This is a genomic window from Streptomyces gilvosporeus, from assembly GCF_002082195.1.
GTDB classification, from domain to species: Bacteria; Actinomycetota; Actinomycetes; order Streptomycetales; family Streptomycetaceae; genus Streptomyces; species Streptomyces gilvosporeus.
The window spans coordinates 7,692,870-7,709,771 of record NZ_CP020569.1; the positions used below are offsets into that span (position 1 = coordinate 7,692,870).

The 16,902-nt window shown below is 72.1% G+C and carries 16 protein-coding genes; 7 read left to right on the plus strand and 9 right to left on the minus strand.

All coding sequences use genetic code 11. The features are described from left to right. Positions 1 to 31 precede the first annotated feature (31 nt). A complete protein-coding gene (locus B1H19_RS33995; protein WP_237289666.1) occupies positions 32 to 1,570 on the minus strand; it encodes an APC family permease in 1,539 nt (512 codons plus the stop codon). After that, a complete protein-coding gene (locus B1H19_RS39370) occupies positions 1,567 to 3,036 on the minus strand; it encodes an aldehyde dehydrogenase family protein (RefSeq protein ID WP_203237284.1) in 1,470 nt (489 codons plus the stop codon). The genes B1H19_RS33995 and B1H19_RS39370 overlap by 4 nt, the downstream gene beginning before the upstream one ends. A gap of 129 nt (positions 3,037 to 3,165) precedes the next feature. Between B1H19_RS39370 and B1H19_RS34000 the strand changes: the two genes are divergently transcribed. Further along, positions 3,166 to 3,630, plus strand: a complete 465-nt coding sequence (locus B1H19_RS34000) for a DUF6314 family protein (RefSeq protein ID WP_083108730.1) — start codon at positions 3,166 to 3,168, stop codon at positions 3,628 to 3,630. 89 nt (positions 3,631 to 3,719) lie between these two features. Here B1H19_RS34000 and B1H19_RS34005 read toward each other — a convergent pair whose 3' ends face one another. Beyond that, the gene (locus B1H19_RS34005) at positions 3,720 to 4,574 is read right to left on the minus strand and encodes a class I SAM-dependent methyltransferase (RefSeq protein WP_083108731.1); all 855 of its coding nucleotides are present in this window, start codon (positions 4,572 to 4,574) and stop codon (positions 3,720 to 3,722) included. A 92-nt stretch (positions 4,575 to 4,666) separates the two neighbouring features. Between B1H19_RS34005 and B1H19_RS34010 the strand changes: the two genes are divergently transcribed. The 5 genes from B1H19_RS34010 (at position 4,667) to B1H19_RS34030 (ending at position 9,111) form a co-directional block, all read left to right on the plus strand. Further along, a complete protein-coding gene (locus B1H19_RS34010; RefSeq protein ID WP_083108732.1) occupies positions 4,667 to 6,178 on the plus strand; it encodes an AlkA N-terminal domain-containing protein in 1,512 nt (503 codons plus the stop codon). Between the two features lie 91 nt (positions 6,179 to 6,269). Further along, a complete protein-coding gene (locus B1H19_RS34015) occupies positions 6,270 to 6,776 on the plus strand; it encodes a methylated-DNA--[protein]-cysteine S-methyltransferase (RefSeq protein ID WP_083108733.1) in 507 nt (168 codons plus the stop codon). Positions 6,777 to 6,800: 24 nt separating this feature from the next. Then, positions 6,801 to 7,514, plus strand: a complete 714-nt coding sequence (locus tag B1H19_RS34020; RefSeq protein ID WP_083108734.1) for a 2OG-Fe(II) oxygenase — start codon at positions 6,801 to 6,803, stop codon at positions 7,512 to 7,514. Further along, the gene (locus B1H19_RS34025; protein ID WP_083108735.1) at positions 7,514 to 8,128 is read left to right on the plus strand and encodes an ABC transporter substrate-binding protein; all 615 of its coding nucleotides are present in this window, start codon (positions 7,514 to 7,516) and stop codon (positions 8,126 to 8,128) included. Before B1H19_RS34020 ends, B1H19_RS34025 begins: the two co-directional genes overlap by 1 nt. Positions 8,129 to 8,295: 167 nt before the next feature. Further along, complete coding sequence (locus B1H19_RS34030; protein WP_083108736.1) at positions 8,296 to 9,111, plus strand: SAM-dependent methyltransferase; 816 nt, start codon at positions 8,296 to 8,298, stop codon at positions 9,109 to 9,111. 43 nt (positions 9,112 to 9,154) lie between these two features. Here the strand turns inward: B1H19_RS34030 and B1H19_RS34035 are convergent, their stop codons facing one another. Next, the gene (locus tag B1H19_RS34035; protein ID WP_083108737.1) at positions 9,155 to 10,063 is read right to left on the minus strand and encodes a helix-turn-helix domain-containing protein; all 909 of its coding nucleotides are present in this window, start codon (positions 10,061 to 10,063) and stop codon (positions 9,155 to 9,157) included. Between the two features lie 112 nt (positions 10,064 to 10,175). Continuing rightward, positions 10,176 to 10,418, minus strand: a complete 243-nt coding sequence (locus B1H19_RS34040; RefSeq protein WP_083108738.1) for a DUF397 domain-containing protein — start codon at positions 10,416 to 10,418, stop codon at positions 10,176 to 10,178. 195 nt (positions 10,419 to 10,613) lie between these two features. Between B1H19_RS34040 and B1H19_RS34045 the strand changes: the two genes are divergently transcribed. Then, positions 10,614 to 11,126 carry an ATP-binding protein gene (locus B1H19_RS34045; RefSeq protein WP_083108739.1) on the plus strand — a complete coding sequence of 171 codons (513 nt, stop codon included), beginning with the start codon at positions 10,614 to 10,616 and terminating at the stop codon, positions 11,124 to 11,126. A 19-nt stretch (positions 11,127 to 11,145) separates the two neighbouring features. On the opposite strand, the gene B1H19_RS34050 is transcribed toward B1H19_RS34045, so the two are convergent. The 4 genes from B1H19_RS34050 to mutA form a co-directional block, all read right to left on the minus strand. After that, positions 11,146 to 11,550 carry a coenzyme f390 synthetase gene (locus B1H19_RS34050; RefSeq protein WP_083108740.1) on the minus strand — a complete coding sequence of 135 codons (405 nt, stop codon included), beginning with the start codon at positions 11,548 to 11,550 and terminating at the stop codon, positions 11,146 to 11,148. Positions 11,551 to 11,695: 145 nt separating this feature from the next. Further along, on the minus strand, positions 11,696 to 12,700 hold the full coding sequence (meaB, locus tag B1H19_RS34055; RefSeq protein WP_083108741.1) for a methylmalonyl Co-A mutase-associated GTPase MeaB: 1,005 nt from the start codon (positions 12,698 to 12,700) through the stop codon (positions 11,696 to 11,698). Between the two features lie 10 nt (positions 12,701 to 12,710). Further along, positions 12,711 to 14,936, minus strand: a complete 2,226-nt coding sequence (scpA, locus tag B1H19_RS34060) for a methylmalonyl-CoA mutase (protein WP_083108742.1) — start codon at positions 14,934 to 14,936, stop codon at positions 12,711 to 12,713. Then, positions 14,936 to 16,804, minus strand: a complete 1,869-nt coding sequence (gene mutA, locus B1H19_RS34065; protein WP_083108743.1) for a methylmalonyl-CoA mutase small subunit — start codon at positions 16,802 to 16,804, stop codon at positions 14,936 to 14,938. The genes scpA and mutA overlap by 1 nt, the downstream gene beginning before the upstream one ends. Positions 16,805 to 16,902 lie beyond the last annotated feature (98 nt).

A 16,902-nucleotide genomic window follows, 5' to 3' on the forward strand; every position in this document is an offset into this window, starting at 1 on the left:
GGGCCTCCTGGGACATGACGTGGCCTCCGGATCAGGAAGTGGGGGGCGGCGGACCGTCCGGCGTCACCGCGGCGTGGGTCGCCAGCACCCCGGTGCGCTTGCGCTGGACGAACCAGTAGTAGGCGAAGCCACCGACGGCCACGACGCCGATGAACAAGAAGGCGCCCCAGCGCAGATACCAGTGCTGGGGGCCGGTCGCGTTGTAGACCGCGGCACGCGGCCAGGCGAGGTTGAGGGACATCGCGGCGCCCCACAGCACGGCCAGGATGTTCACCGGGAGGCCGAACCTCCCCAGGGAGAACTTCCCCTCGACCGGGCGCCATCGGCCGCGCAGCCGCTGGACCAGCATGGGCAGGGTGACCAGCAGATACGCCAGATAGATCATGATGATCGCGATACTGGTGATCACCGAGAAGATCTGCGGCTGATTGACGTTGATCAGCAGGATGGCGACCGCGACCAGACCGATGATGACGGCCGGCAGCACCGGCGTCTGGAACCGTGGGCTGACCTTGGCCAGCAGCGAGGAGGCCGGGAGGTTGTTGTCCCGGGCCATCGCATACGCCAGGCGGATGCTGGCGGTGTGCACCGCCAGCTCGCACACGGTGATCGCGATGACCACGCACCACAGCACGATCTGCCCGACGGTCGAGCCGAGCGTGGAGAGCACCACGTACTGGAGGCCGTCCACGGACAGCTCCTTGGCGTGCAGATCGGGCACCGCCAGCAGGGCGAAGAGCAGGATCAGCCCGCCGATGAGGAACGACGCCACCAGGGCGCGCAGGATCGCGCGGGGAGCGTTGCGGCCCGGGTCCTTGGACTCCTCGCCGAGGGAGGACGCCGTGTCGAAGCCGTACATCACATACGCCGAGGCCAGCGAGGCGGTCAGAAACGCGCCGAGATACCCCAGGTTCTGTCCCGCGCCCAGCCCGAAGGTCTGGGTCAGCGCGGCGGCGGGGCTGCGGGTGAGATGAGCCGCGAGCAGCACGATCAGCACGATCGCGGCGATCAGCTCGATGGCCACGCCCGCGGAGTTGATCCGCGCCATCAGCTTCACGCCGAAGGCGTTGATCAGGGTGGTGAAGGCGACCAGGACGGTGCCGAGCAGGACGGCGTTGGCCGCCGCATCGGTCTTTCCGGTGCCGTTGCCGATGAACTGGAACCACGACGAGATCTGCGGCAGCGTCACCTGATACGCCAGCGCCACCGCCGACAGCGACACCATCGAGGCCGTCAGCATCATCCAGCCGCCCAGCCAGCCCACATGGGGACCGCCCAGCTGCTTGGCCCAGTTGTAGATGGAGCCCGCCACCGGGTACCGCGCGGCGAGCTCACAGAAGCACAGCGCCACCATCAGCTGGCCGAGGAAGACCATCGGCCACGACCACCAGTACGCCGGGCCGCCGTGGCTCACGCCGAAGTAGAACAGCTGGAAGGTGCCGGTGAGGATGGAGATATAGCTGATACCGGCGGCGAAGGTGTGGAAGTTGCCCAGGGTGCGCTTGAGTTCCGGTTTGTAGCCCAGTTCGGCGAGCGAGGCGTCGTCGTGTTCCTGAGAATCGCCGGTCACTCGAACCACCTCTGCGGCCGCGGCGCCGTATTCCGCCAGATGTGCTTGGCCTCCTGATACTCCGCCAGCCCCGCCGGACCCAGCTCCCGCCCCACACCCGACTGCTTCATCCCGCCCCATTCCGCCTGCGGTACGTACGGGTGGAAGTCGTTGATCCAGACCGTGCCCGCGCGCAGCCGTCCCGCCACCCGGTGGGCCCGCTCCGCGTCCTGCGTCCAGACCGCCCCCGCCAGGCCGTAGACCGTGTCATTGGCGAGCGAGACCGCCTCGTCCTCGTCGCGGAACCGCTCCACGGTCAGCACCGGGCCGAACGATTCGTCGCGGACCACGGACATGTCCGGCGTGCACTCGTCCAGCACCGTCGGCAGATAGTAGAAACCGTCCGCCAGCGCCGGATCGTCCGGCGCCGCACCGCCGCAGAGCAGTACGGCGCCCTCCTCCAGCCCGCCCGCCACATACGCCGCCACCTTCGCGCGGTGCGCGGCCGAGATCAGCGGACCGGTCCGCGCGGCCTCGTCGAAGGGCCCGCCGAGCCGGATCCGCTGCGCCCGCGCGACCAGTTCGTCGACGAACGCATCGTGCAGATCGTTCTGGACGAGCAGCCGGGCGCCCGCCGAGCAGACCTGGCCGGAGTGCAGGAACACCGCCATCAGCGCATAGTCCACGGCGGTGTCGAAATCGGCGTCCGCGAAGACGATGTTCGGGTTCTTGCCGCCCAGCTCCAGGGCGATCTTCTTCACCGTGGGCGCGGCCGCGGCCATGATCCGCCGGCCGGTCACCAGCCCGCCGGTGAACGAGACCATGTCCACCCGCATGTCCTCGGTCAGCGGCGCGCCCACCAACGGGCCGGTGCCCAGCACCAGATTGGCCACCCCGTCCGGCAGCCCCGCCTCCTTCAGCAGCCGCATCAGATGGACGGCGGTGTGCGGGGTCAGCTCGCTCGGCTTCAGTACGAAGGTGTTGCCGGCGACCAGGGCCGGCGCGACCTTCCAGGCCGTCTGGAGGAGCGGGTAGTTCCACGGGGTGATCAGCGCACAGACGCCGACCGGCTCGTGCCGCACCGTGCTGTCCGTCTCCGGCGCGCCCGTGTCCACGACCCGGTCCGTCCCGCCCGCCGCCCCCAGATTGCCGAAGTAGCGGAAGCAGTTGGCGATGTCGTCCATGTCGTACGCGCTCTCCACCAGCCGCTTCCCGGTGTCCAGGGACTCCGCCCTGGCCAGCGCGTCCTTGTCGCGCTCCAGCAGCTCGGCGACCCGCAGCACCAGCCGGCCCCGCTCGGCGGCCGGGGTCCGCGGCCAGGGCCCGTCGTCGAAGGCCGTCCGGGCGGCGGCCACCGCCGCTGCCGCGTCCTTGGGCCCGCCCTCGTCCACGGTCGCCACCAGCGTGCCGTCCGCCGGACAGCGGATCTCCCGCACCTGCCCGTCGGCCGCTGCGGTCCACTGACCGTCGATGAACAGCTCGGGCATGGTCGTGCCTCCGGTTTCCGGTTACGTACGGTGGCGGTCGTTGCACCGAGCGTATGGCGAGGGTTGTCGGTCCGCACGGCATGCGGGGCCGCGGGCGTGGGACCGGCGGCCGGGCGGGACAATCGGGGCATGCCCGAACACCGTCGGCCCGCCGCCCACCCCGTCCCCGATGCCGCGGCCTATCTGGCGGGCCGCTGGCGCATCGTGCGTACCGTCCGCGATCTGCGGTCCGGTGCCGAGGGACGCTTCCGCGGTACGGCGCACTTCCGGCCCGATCCGTCCGGGGCCGGGCTGCTGCATTGCGAAGAGGGCGAGCTGACCTGGGACGGAGCCGTCCACCCGGCGAGCCGTACGCTGCGCCTGATCCCGCTGCCCGACGGCACCGCCGAGGTCCGCTTCGCCGACGGCCGCCCCTTCCACGACCTCGATCTGCGCAGCGGCCGCTGGCGGGCCGTCCACCCCTGCGCCGCGGACCGCTATCAGGGCACCTTCACCGCCGTCGCGGCCGACGAGTGGCGGCTGGAATGGCGGGTCGGCGGACCCGCCAAGGACCAGCTGCTGCGGTCCGTCTACCGGCGCGCGGACACCGGATGAGGCTCCCTGCGCCCTGACCGCCCACTTACGCCCCGCCCACTTACGCCCCGCCCGCCTACGCCCCGCCCGCCTACGCCCCGCCCGCCCGCCTACGCCTTGACCGCCCGCACCGCGAACAGCAGCGGCACGATCGGCTCCGCCTCCGGCAGCCGCCACCAGCCGTTGTCGCCGGGCACCATCGCCGCGAACCGCTTCCAGGGCAGCAGCTCCGTCTCCCGTACCCGCTCGATCCGCAGACCGGCGGCGGCCACCGCGGAGAGCACCTCGCCCAGCCCGTGCCGCCACTCGAAACTGGTCGTCGCGCCCCGCACCGGCGGCCCGTCGGTGTAGGTGTGCGGCGTATCGCTGCGGATCGGCCCGCGGCCCGCCAGATAGTCGTGCCGCAGCAGCAGCTCCTCGCCGTCCGGGCCGGGCGTCGGCCCCAGCGCATGCAGCAGCGGATGGAACTCCACCAGATACAGCACCCCGCCCGGCCGCAGCAGCGCGGCGACCGTCTCGGCCCAGGGCGCCAGATCCGGCAGGTAGCAGAGCGCGCCCTTGCCCGTATAGACGACGTCGAAACGGCGCCCGCCCAGGGCCCCCACCGCGTCATGGACATCCGCCTCGACGAACTCCACCGCCCGGCCCGCCTCCCGCGCCAGCCGCCGGGCCTCCGCCACCGACACCGCCGAAAAGTCCAGGCCCACCGTGTGCGCCGCGCCCCGCTCCGCGAAGGCGGCCGTCTCGGTGCCCAGATGGCACTGCAGATGCAGGACGTCCCGCCCCGCAAGCTCGCCGAGATCGGCCCACTCGAACGGTGCGAACCAGTCCTCCGCCGTCCGCGAACCGTCCAGGCCGTAGAACCGGCTGGCCACATGCACGGGCGTCCGCGCATCCCAGTTCGCCCGATTGGCCCGCAACATTTCCGCCACGCCCGGCGCCGTCCCGCTCTGCTCAGTGGTCATCCACCCCACCTACCCACCCGCCGGCCGGGCCCGAACGCCGCGTCCGATTTCCGCCAGCACCGCTCCGGTGGCTGCCGCACAGTGGAAGAGTGATGAGCGAAGGCAGCAAATACGAGGCGGTGTGCAGCCGCGACGCGCGGTTCGACGGCGACTTCTTCTTCGCCGTGACGACGACCGGGATCTACTGCCGTCCCAGCTGCCCGGCCACCACACCCAAACCGCAGAACGTCCGCTTCTTCCCCACCGCGGCCGCCGCCCAGGGCACCGGCTTCCGGGCCTGCCGCCGCTGCCGCCCCGACGCCGTGCCAGGCTCCGCCGCATGGAACGTCCGCGCCGATATGGTCGGCCGCGCCATGCGGCTGATCGGCGACGGCGTCGTCGACCGCGAGGGCGTCGCCGGACTCGCCCGCCGCCTGGGCTACAGCGCCCGCCAGGTCCAGCGCCAGCTCAACGCCGAGCTCGGCGCCGGCCCGGTGGCCCTCGCCCGCGCCCAGCGCTCCCACACCGCGCGGATACTGCTCCAGACCACGCCGCTGCCGATCGCCGAGATCGCCTTCGCCGCCGGATTCGCCAGCGTGCGGCAGTTCAACGACACCATCCGCGAGATCTACGCCCTGACGCCCACCCAGCTGCGCGCCGCCCGCCCCGGCAAGGCCACCCGGTTCGGTCCGGTGGCCCAGCCCGCCGGCGCCGGCGGCATACCGCTGCGCCTCGCCTTCCGCGGGCCGTACGCCGCGGCCGAGGTCTTCGACTACCTCCAGCGGCGCGCCCTGACCGGCGTCGAGGAAATCCTCGGTGCGCGCGGCGCCCGCACCTACCGCCGCACCCTGCGCCTGCCCGGCGGCTCCGGCATCGCGGAGGTCGACGAACGACCGGGCGGCCGCGCGGACGGCAGCGGCGGCGGCTGGCTGGAATGCCGGCTGCACCTGAGCGAACTGCGCGATCTGACCACCGCCACCCAGCGCATGCGCCGCCTGCTCGACCTGGACGCCGATCCGTACGCGGTCGCCGACCACCTCGGCCAGGACCCGCTGCTCGCCGCGCTCGTCGCCCGGCGCCGCGGACTGCGCTCCCCGGGCACCTGCGACGGCCACGAGCTGGCCGTACGCGCCGTCCTCGGCCAGCAGGTATCGGTGCCCGCCGGCCGCAAGCTCGGCACCGCCGCCGTCGCCGCCTACGGAGAGCCGCTCGCCGAGCCCAGCGGCGGCCTGACCCACCTCTTCCCCGCCGTCGAGGACCTCGCCGGGGCCTCCCTGGCGGCGCTCGGCATGCCCGACTCCCGCCGCGCCACCCTGCGCACCCTCGCCGCCGCGCTCGCCGACGGCACCGTCCCGCTGGACGCCGGAGCCGACCGCGACCAGGCCGAGAAGGAGCTGCTCAACCTGCGCGGCATCGGCCCCTGGACGGCCGGCTACATCCGGATGCGCGCCCTCGGCGACCCGGACGTGCTGCTGGAGGGCGATGTCGCGGTGCTCGCTGGGATGCGCAACTCCGGTGCCACCATGGCCGATTCGGACGCCTGGCGGCCCTGGCGCTCCTACGCCATGCACTACTTCTGGAACGCCAAGGCCCAGCCCCCGGCCCCCGCCCCGGTAGCGCCCTGAGCGGAAATGCGACGTCCGAATTCCGCCAGCAACCGTCCCGGCGACGGCGCACCATGGGACATATCAACGGCACAACGGAAGGAACGGACCGATGACGGTCTACACCACCCTCGACAGCCCGCTGGGCGAACTGCTCCTGGTCGGCGAGAAGTCGGCCACCGCCCCCGGCGGCACCGCGCTCGCCTCGCTCTCCCTCCCCGGCCAGAAGGGCGGCGCCACCGTCCAGGACGACTGGACGCACGACGCGGACGCGTTCACGGAGATCGCCGCCCAGCTCGGCGCCTACTTCGCCGGTGAGCGCACCGGCTTCGACATCGCCTACGTCACCAGCGGCACCGACTTCCAGCAGCGGGTATGGACCGCGCTGGACGACATCCCGTACGGCAAGACCTTCAGCTACGGCGAGATCGCCGCGCAGATCGGCGCCTCGCGCGCCGCGGTGCGCGCGGTCGGCACGGCCATCGGGCGCAACCCGCTGCTCGTCGTCCGCCCCTGCCACCGCGTGATCGGCGCCAACGGCTCCCTGACCGGCTACGCCGGCGGCCTCGAACGCAAGCAGCAGCTCCTCGCGCTCGAAGGCATCACCCCCGCGGCCTGACCGCACCCCTACCGGAGACTCCCCGTGACCCTCACCCCCGCGCGCCGGATCGACACCGCGGACTGGACCGCGCTGGCCCAGGAACTGGACACCTACGGCGGCGCGCTCACCCCGCAGCTCCTCACCCCCGCCCAGTGCGCCGACATCGCCGCGCTGTACGAGAAGGAGGAGCTGTTCCGCACCACCATCGACATGGCCCGCTACCGCTTCGGCTCCGGCCAGTACCGCTACTTCCACCACGATCTGCCCGAGCCGGTCGCCGCCCTGCGCGCGGCCTTCTACCCCCATCTGCTCACCATCGCCCGCGACTGGGCCGCCCGACTGGGCCGCCCCGCGCCCTGGCCGGACACCCTGGAGGAATGGCTGGAACGGTGCCATGCGGCGGGCCAGGACCGCTCCGCGCAGATCCTCCTGCGCTACGAGGCGGGCGACTGGAACGCCCTGCACCGCGACGTGTTCGGCGAGATGCTCTTCCCCCTCCAGGTCGTCATCGGCCTGGACGCCCACGGCACCGACTACACCGGCGGCGAGTTCCTGCTCGTCGAACAACGCCCCCGGGCGCAGTCCCGCGGCACCACCCAGGTGCTCCGGCAGGGCCACGGCCTGATCTTCACCACCCGCGACCGCCCGGTGGCCACCAAACGCGGCTGGTCGGCCGGCGCCATGCGGCACGGCGTGAGCACCGTCCGCTCCGGCCGGCGCCATGCCCTCGGCCTGGTCTTCCACGACGCCGCCTGATGGACACGTACCACGAGGGCACCGGCCCCGCCTCCCCGCTCATCGGCCCCGAGGACCTGGCCGCCGCCTCCCTCGGCCCGGACGGCGCCCCGCCGCGGCCCGCCCCGCACACGGACGCCGAACTCGCCGCGCTCATCGGCCTGTTGACGCGGCCCAAGGCCCGGATCGCCACCGTCACCGTGGGCCACGGCCGTGACGCCGCCTCCCGGGCCGCCGCCGCGGCCTTCACCGGCGCATGGCAGGCCCGCGGCGGCACGGTCCTGGCCGTCGTCGACTGGCCGGAATCGGCCGCCTCCTGGCTGCGCCCGGCCCGCCGGCTGACGGCCCAGACCCCCGACGCCTGGGTCATCGCCGCGGCCCCGCCCGGCTTCGCCCAACTCGCCCGCCGCCTGCGGCACAGCACCGACTGGGACCCGGCCCGCACCGTCGCCTTCGCCGCCCTCCAGGACCCCCGGCTGCCCGCCCTGACCGGCCCCGACGTCCTGCACGGCCTGCGGGGCGCGACCGGCGAGGGCGGCACGTGGCAGATCGCCGGACACTGGGTCACGGCCTTCCCGCCGACGGCCGGTACGGACGGTCGGCAGTCCGGTCAACGACCCGGTCAACGGCCCTGATTCGCACATCTGTTGCCTGCACCTGCGGCCGTCCGGTGGGTATGTTGGTCGCCGCACGGCGTGACCGTTCCGGCACGGAACGGCGCGGCGCCGCGGCATGCCGTACGCCGTGTGTCGTGTGGGTGCGCTCGAAGCGACCGGTAGCCCGGAAGTAAGGAACGTAGGCAATGAGCCAACAGACGCCACCGCAGTCCAGCGTCGTCGATGTCAGCATTCCGAGCGTGGCGCGGATGTACGACTACTACCTCGGGGGCAAGGACAACTACGCCGTCGACCGCGCGGCCTGCGACGAGCTGAGCAAGGTCGTCCCGAGCACCCAGGTGCTGGCGCTCAACAACCGGCGCTTCCTCCAGCGGGTGGTCCGCTGGCTGGCCCAGGAGCACGGGATCCGCCAGTTCATCGACCACGGCTCCGGTCTGCCGACGCAGGACAACGTCCACCAGGTCGCGCAGGCGGTCGACCCCGCTTCCCGGGTGGTCTACATCGACAACGACCCCATCGTCCTGGCGCACGGCCGGGCGCTGCTGGAGGAGAACGCCAACACCGCCGTCATCCAGGCCGATATGCGCGATACGGACGGCATCTTCGGCAGCCCCGAGGTGAAGCGCCTGATCGACCTCGACCAGCCGGTCGCCGCGCTGTTCGTCTCCGTACTGCACTGCATCCCGGACTCCGACGACCCGGGCGGTCTGGTCGCACGGGTCGCCGAACGGCTGGTGCCGGGCAGCTTCCTGGTGGTGTGTCAGCTGGTCAGCGAGGATCCCGCGACCCGCGATTTCGTCACGAACTTCATGGCGGAGTCCACCCACGGCCAGTGGGGCAGGGTGCGCCAGGCGCATGAGCTGGCGGCGTTCCTGGACGGGCTGGAGATCCAGGAGCCGGGGCTGGTGGAGGTCTCCACCTGGAAGCCGGACGCGGAGCTCGGTCCCCGGCAACTGACCAAGGAATGGATCGAGTTCGGCGGGGTGGCCCGCAAGGCGTAGCGGGGCGGGGCGGCCGGACGAAGGGGCGTCCGTTGATCCGGCGTCAGTCCTCCTGCCGGATCAGCCGCTCCATCAGGGCCAGGGAGTCACGCGGTGACGAGGACTGGGCGCTGAGCCGGTCCATCACGGCGAGGTAGTGGTCGACGTCGTCGCGCTTGTCCAGATACAGCGCGCTGGTCAGCTGCTCCAGATAGACGATGTCCGGCAGATCCGGCTCCAGGAAGCGCAGGATCGTGATCGGCCCGCCCGCCGCCGCGAGCCCGCCCAGGCTGAACGGGGCGACCTGGAGGGTGATGTTGGGCAGCTCGGCCATCGACCGCAGATGTCTGAGCTGTTGGGCCATCACCTCCGGGCCGCCCAGCGGACGGCGCAGCGATGCCTCGTCTATCACCGCCCACAGGCGCGGCGCATCCGGCGCGGTCAGCAGCTTCTGCCGCTGCACCCGCAGCGCGACCCGTCGCTCGATCTCCTGTGCCGTGGCCTGCGGATGGCCGAGCGCGGTCACCGCCCGCGCATAGTCCTCCGTCTGGAGCAGGCCCGGTACGAACTGGACCTCGTAGGTACGGATGACGGACGCGGCCTCTTCGAGGCCGAGGTGGGTTTCGAACCAGTTGGGGAGCACATCGCCGTACTGGTGCCACCAGCCGGGTGTGCTGGTCCGCTTGGCCAGGGTGAGGAAGTCGGAGCGGTCCGCCTCGTCCGTGACGCCGTAGAGCGTCAGCAGGTCCGCGACGTCCCGCTCCTTGCAGCCCACCCGGCCGAGCTCCAGGCGGCTGATCTTGGCATGCGAACCGCGGATGGCATCCCCGGCGGCCTCCCGGGAAATACCGGCCGCCTCCCGCATCCGGCGCAGCTGTGTGCCCAGGACGATCCGCAGCACGGTCGGGCCGCCCCGCGCATGCTCCAGATAGCGGCGCAGGGACGGTTGGCTGCTCGGCTGCGCGGCACACATGCTGACTCCCCTGAGTGGACGGGCGTTCGCCCAGTGTCCCATCGGCAGGTGTGGCCGTACAGTCATGGCGACTATCCGGCCGACATATGCCGCCAGTTGATGCGGTCGGGGGTCAGCGACGGTCGATCAGATCGTCGAAGTCGCCGTCCTTGGCGCCCTGGACGAACGCCGCCATCTCGTCGTGGGTGTAGATCAGGGCCGGGCCCGACGCGAACCGCGAATTGCGCACCGCGACCCCGCCGTCCGAAAGAACGGCCAGCTCAACGCAGTTGCCGCTCGGATTGCTGCGGCGGCTCTTGCGCCATACGGCGCCCTCGAGGGCGGTCGCCGGCATACCGTTGGTGACTGAGTCCATCACAGTTGCTCCCTTGCTGGAGGCGGTGCCTCCTACCGTTCAAAGCTCACGATCATGTTGGCGTGAACGAGCTCCTGAGCGACCGTCCTTACCGATGTAATTGCAGATGCACTTGCAGCGGAGGGCGGACGACGAGGATATTAGCTCTCCAGAGGACTTCCGCCCAGCCCCGAAAAGCCCTTCACGGAGATCGTGATGCCCACACATCCGGCCGAGACCGTGCACCACGTCCTTCGGGAGGAGGCGGGTGACAAAACCTGGTGGATGCCCGGCCCCAACGGGTTCGCCGCCTGTGCCCTGAGTCCCTCTGCCCGTGCCGTCGGCGAGGCCCGGCACTTCACCCGGCGCACCCTCCAGGGCTGGCGGATGTGCCCCCGCGTCGCCGACGACGCCACCACCGTCGTCTCCGAACTCGTCACCAACGCCCTGCGCCACGGCGTCGCGGACGCCCGCACCGAAGACGGCGACCGCCTCATGGCCCTGGACATCTTGTGCGGTGCCTGGCTGGCGCTGACCCGGCAGGACGGCAGCGTGCTGTGCGCGGTCTCCGATTCGGGAACGAGCGCGCCGGCGATGCAGCCGCACGACGAACTCGCCGAATCCGGCCGCGGATTGCACATCGTCGAGCTGCTCAGCGACACCTGGGGCTGGACCCCGCCGGACCGGCTGGGCAAGACCGTCTGGGCGACGGTGCCCAAGCGCGGCTGACGGTGCGGCCGTTCGCCCGTCAGACGGCCCCGTCGCGGAGCGGAGAGTGGCGGTCCGGGCCCGGGGCTGGGTCCGGGGCGTCGGCGAACGGCCCGGCGCCGTGGGCATGCAGCCGGATGGCGATCTCCTGCGCCGACGGGTCCTCCTCCGCCGACGGGCCGAAGTCCCGTCTGACGGCGGCGAGTTGGCGAATTATCCCGTACTGACAGGACTTGGCCAGCCGGTCCCCCTCGACGGCCGACAGCGTCACCCCGCGGCGCAGCTGGACGTGGATGACCGGCCGCGCCTCCAGATCGCCGCCCGCGGCCGGCGCCAGGCAGAACCCGTCGATCAGCCCGGCCAGCGGATTTCCCTCGGAGAGTCCGTATGCGACGTCCTGCGGAGTGATGGTGGCCCCCTGTGCACGATGGTGGAATCGGGGCATCGCGAGGCGGCGTCTGCGTCGGCGGCCTGCGCCCCCCGGGCCCGATCGGTGCGACGTGTCACCGACATTTTCGGGTCCGGGCCCGGGAGGCACATGAGTGCGGCTACTCAGATATACGGCTGAGTAGCCCCAACCGCCTCTCGTATCAGGGGACTTGAGGCGCGTCCGGGAGGCCGAAGGCATCCAACAGCCGTTCGGCCGCCAGCGTCGCCGTGAGGGTTCCCTCGCGGACCTCCCGCTCGACGTCGGGCCCGAGGCGGCGCACCTCCGGATGCTCTTGGAGGCGGTCCATCAGCCGCTCGCGCACCATCGCCCAGGTCCAGTCGACCTGCTGGGCCCGGCGCCGCTCGGCCAGGGCGCCGGTGGAGTCCAGCAGGGCGCGGTGCTGCTCGATCCGCTCCCACACCGCCTTCAGCCCGCTGCCCTCGCGGGCGCTGCACGTCAGGACCGGCGGCGTCCACACCGCATCGGGGGGCTGCAACAGCCGCAGCGCACCGGCCAGTTCGCGGGCCGCGGAGCGCGCGTCCCGTTCGTGCGGACCGTCCGCCTTGTTGACGGACACCAGGTCCGCCAGTTCCAGGACGCCCTTCTTGATGCCCTGGAGCTGGTCGCCGGTGCGGGCCAGCGTCAGCAGCAGGAAGGTGTCGACCATATTGGCCACGGTGGTCTCGGACTGGCCGACGCCGACCGTCTCCACCAGGACGACGTCATAGCCCGCCGCCTCCATGACGACGATGGACTCGCGGGTCGCCCGCGCCACCCCGCCCAGGGTCCCGGACGTGGGGGAGGGGCGCACAAACGCCGCCGGGTCCGTCGCCAGCCGCTCCATCCGGGTCTTGTCGCCCAGGATGGAGCCGCCGGTACGGGTGGAGGACGGATCGACGGCGAGCACCGCGACCCGGTGGCCCAGACCCGTCAGCAGCGACCCCAGCGCATCGATGAAGGTCGACTTGCCGACGCCCGGCACCCCGCTGATGCCCACCCGCCGGGCCGCACCGGAGTAGGGCAGCAGTTTCACCAGCAGCCGCTGGGCCGCCGCCCGGTGGTCGGGGCGGGTGGACTCCACCAGGGTGACGGCGCGGGCGATCCAGGCCCGCGAACCCGCCCGCACCCCCTCGGCGTACCGTTCGACATCGATCGTCGCAGGCATGACCCCCCGCTCACAGCTCGTGGCCGAGGACCTGCGCCAGGTCCTTCACCAGGTCGTGGGCGGCCTCGGGAATGACCGTGCCGGGCAGGAAGACCGCGGCCGCCCCCATGTCGCGCAGCGGCTGCACGTCCTGCGGCGGGATCACCCCGCCCACCACGATCGTGATGTCGTCCCGGTCCTCGGCGGCCAGCGCCTCCTTCAGCGCGGGCACCAGGGTGAGGTGCCCGGCCGCCAGCGACGACACCCCGACGATGTGGACGTCCGCCTCGACCGCCTGGCGGGCGACCTCGGCCGGCGTCTGGAACAGCGGGCCGACGTCGACGTCGAAGCCCAGGTCGGCAAAGCCGGTGGCGATCACCTTCTGGCCGCGGTCATGGCCGTCCTGGCCCATCTTGGCCACCAGGATGCGCGGCCGGCGGCCCTCGGCCTGCTCGAACGCGGCCACCAGGCCGCGGGTGCGCTCGACCCCGGAGGAGGGGCCCGCTTCGTCTCGGTACACACCGGAGATCGTACGGATCTGACCCGAGTGGCGTCCGTAGACCGCCTCCAGGGCGTCCGAGATCTCGCCGACGGTCGCCATCGCGCGGGCCGCGTCCACGGCCAGGGCGAGCAGGTTTCCCTCGAGTCCCTTGCCGGGGCCGGACTCTGCCGCCGCGGTCAGCGCCCGCAGCGCGTCCTGACACGCCGCCTCGTCGCGCTCGGCCCGCAGCCGCTTGAGCTTCTCGATCTGCTGCGCGCGCACCGCGGAGTTGTCGACCTTGAGGACCTCGATGTCCTCGTCGGACTCCGCCCGGTACTTGTTGACGCCGATCAGCGCCTGCCGCCCGGAGTCGATCCGCGCCTGGGTACGGGCCGCGGCCTCCTCCACCCGGAGCTTCGGAATGCCCGCGTCGATCGCCTTGGCCATCCCGCCGGCCGCCTCGACCTCCTCGATGTGCTGCCAGGCCCGGCGCGCCAGATCGTGGGTGAGCTTCTCGACGTACGCGCTGCCGCCCCACGGGTCGATCACCCGGCAGGTGCCCGACTCCTGCTGGAGGAAGAGCTGGGTGTTACGGGCGATCCGCGCCGAGAAGTCGGTGGGCAGGGCGAGCGCCTCGTCCAGGGCGTTGGTGTGCAGCGACTGGGTGTGGCCCTGGGTCGCCGCCATCGCCTCCACACACGTCCGGGTGACGTTGTTGAAGACGTCCTGCGCGGTCAGCGACCAGCCCGAGGTCTGCGAATGGGTGCGCAGGGAGAGGGACTTGGGGTTCTTCGGGTCGAACTTCTGGACCAGGCGCGCCCACAGCAGCCGGGCCGCGCGCAGCTTGGCGATCTCCATGAAGAAGTTCATGCCGATCGCCCAGAAGAAGGAGAGGCGCGGCGCGAAGGAGTCCACGTCCATCCCGGCCGCCAGGCCCGCACGCAGGTACTCCACGCCGTCGGCGAGGGTGTAGGCCAGCTCCAGGTCGGCCGTCGCGCCCGCCTCCTGGATGTGGTACCCGGAGATCGAGATGGAGTTGTAGCGCGGCATCTTCTGCGAGGTGTACGCGAAGATGTCGGAGATGATCCGCATCGAGGGCTGCGGCGGATAGATGTAGGTGTTGCGGACCATGAACTCCTTGAGGATGTCGTTCTGAATGGTCCCGGCCAGCTTCTCGGGCGGTACGCCCTGTTCCTCCGCGGCCACGATGTAGAGGGCGAGAACGGGCAGCACCGCGCCGTTCATCGTCATCGACACCGTCATCTTGTCCAGCGGGATGCCCGCGAAGAGCTGCCGCATGTCATAGATCGAGTCGATGGCCACACCTGCCATGCCGACATCGCCGGTCACCCGGGGGTGGTCGCTGTCGTACCCGCGGTGCGTGGGCAGATCGAAGGCGACCGACAGGCCCTTCTGACCGGCCGCGAGGTTGCGGCGGTAGAAGGCGTTGGACTCCTCGGCCGTGGAGAAACCGGCGTACTGCCGGATCGTCCAGGGCTGGTTGACGTACATGGTGGGGTAAGGGCCGCGCAGATACGGCGTGATGCCCGGGTACGTCCCCAGGAAGTCCAGGCCGTCGAGGTCCGCCTCGGTGTACAGGGGCTTGACCTCGATGCCCTCGGGCGTCTCCCAGGTCAGGTCCGCCACACCCTTGCCGGTGGCCTGCGCCACGGCCTCGGCCCACCGGCCGGTGTCGGACGTGCCGCCCGGCCCGCCCAGCTCGACGGTGCTGAAGTCCGGGATGGCGCCGCCCACGCGCTGTGCCGACTCTCCCATCACGCCACCTCCGTGACATCCAGGGCCGAGGACAGCGTCTCGACCGCATCGCAGCCCGCGAAGACGAAGGTGTCCACACCGGCCTCTACGAATTCCTCCCGGCGCTTGCCTGCCAGATACACCCGCCGTGCCCCCGCCGACTTCAGCGCGGCCACCACGCCCGCGGCCTGCTCGCCGTAGACCGCATCGCTCGCACACAGGCAGGCGATCTGGGCGCCGCTGCGGGCGAACGCCTCGCCCACCGTCTCGGCGTCCACCGCTTCCTGGACGGTCTCGATACCGCCCGCCTGGAAGAGATTGGCGGCGAAGGTGACCCGCGCGGTGTGCGCCGCCACCGGGCCGAGGGCGGCCAGGAAGACCTTGGGGCGCTCCCCGGTGGCCGCCAGATGCGCGTCGGACCGCGCCCGCAGCCGCTCGTAGGCATCGTCGCGCCGCACCCGCGGCAGCCCCCCGCCCACCGGCGCGGGGGCCGGTTCGCGGTGGACGGGCTGCTCGGCCAGATGCGGGAACTCGCTGACGCCGGTGACCGGTTCGCGGCGGTGCGCCAGCTCCCGGGTGCGTCGCTCCCACGTCTGCGCCAGCCGCCCGGCGAGCATCCCCGAGCGCAGCGCCGCGGCCTGGCCGCCCGCGCCCTCGATCTCCTGGAAGAACGCCCAGGCGGCCGCGGCCAGTTCGTCGGTGAGCCGCTCCACGTACCAGGAACCGCCCGCCGGGTCGATCACCCGGGACAGATGCGACTCCTCCAGCAGCACGGACTGGGTGTTACGGGCGATCCGGCGGGCGAACGCATCGGGCAGGCCCAGCGCCGCGTCGAACGGCAGCACCGTGACCGCGTCCGCGCCGCCCACGCCCGCCGACAGCCCGGCGACCGTGGTGCGCAGCATGTTCACCCAGGGGTCCCGACGGGTCATCATCACCGTGGAGGTGACGGCGTGCTGGCGCTGCGCGGACGCCTCGGGGGAGGCGCCGCACACCTCGGCGACGCGGGCCCACAGCCGTCGGGCCGCACGGAGCTTGGCGATGGTCAGGAACTGGTCCGCGGTGGCCGCATAGCGGAACTCCAGCTGCCGGCAGGCGTCGTCGACGCCGAGGCCGGCGCCGGTCAGTGCCCGCAGATAGGCGACGCCGGTCGCCAGCGAGGCGCCCAGCTCCTCGGCGGTGGAGCCGCCCGCCTCGTGGTACGGCAGCGCGTCCACGGCCAGCGCCCGCAGCCGCGGCGCATCCTCGCTGCACCGCTGCGCGAGGCGGGCGGCCGTGGCCAACTGCTCCTCCAGCGCGCCGTCGTCGCCCGTACGGGCCACCAGGCCGAGCGGATCGGCGCCCAGGTTGCCCGATGCCTCGGACAGTGCCACGCCGGAGGCCGTGTAGAGCTTCAGCAGCTCCTCGGCGGCCTCGCCGAAGGCGGCACCCGGGTCCAGGGCCACGGCGGCCAGATCCAGATACACGCCCTGGAGCGCCTGCGGCAGCGCCGCCACCGGGACGCCGCCGTCGCCGACGGTCAGCCACAGCGAGGTGACGCCGTTCTCCAGGTCGGCGAGGACGGCCTCGTTGGCGCGCCGGGGATCGGTGTCGGCGTGCCGCTGGCGTACGTCCCACCCGGACACGGCGGTGCCCTCGGGGCGGCCGGCGCGTACGAAGGGCGGGAAGCCGGGGTGGCCGGCGGCGGCCGGGGCGTCCTCGGCGGTGTACAGCGGGCGGATGCGGATCCCGTCCTGGAGGTCCGTGGCGAGCGTGTCCTCGGCGGCGGCACCGGCGGCTTGCGTGACGCCCGATTTGCGCAGCACGCCTTCGACGAGGCGCTGCCACTGGGCTCGGTCCGCGTCCGGGAATGCGGAGGCCAGGGGGAGTTCGGGGGACTCGGCGGTCATGTGCAGCAGGCTAGGCGAACGACCGTTAGCCGGAGCAGGGGCTCCGGCTGTGACCTTGCCCTCTTTGGCCTGGCGTTTGTCCGTATTCGGGCCGACAT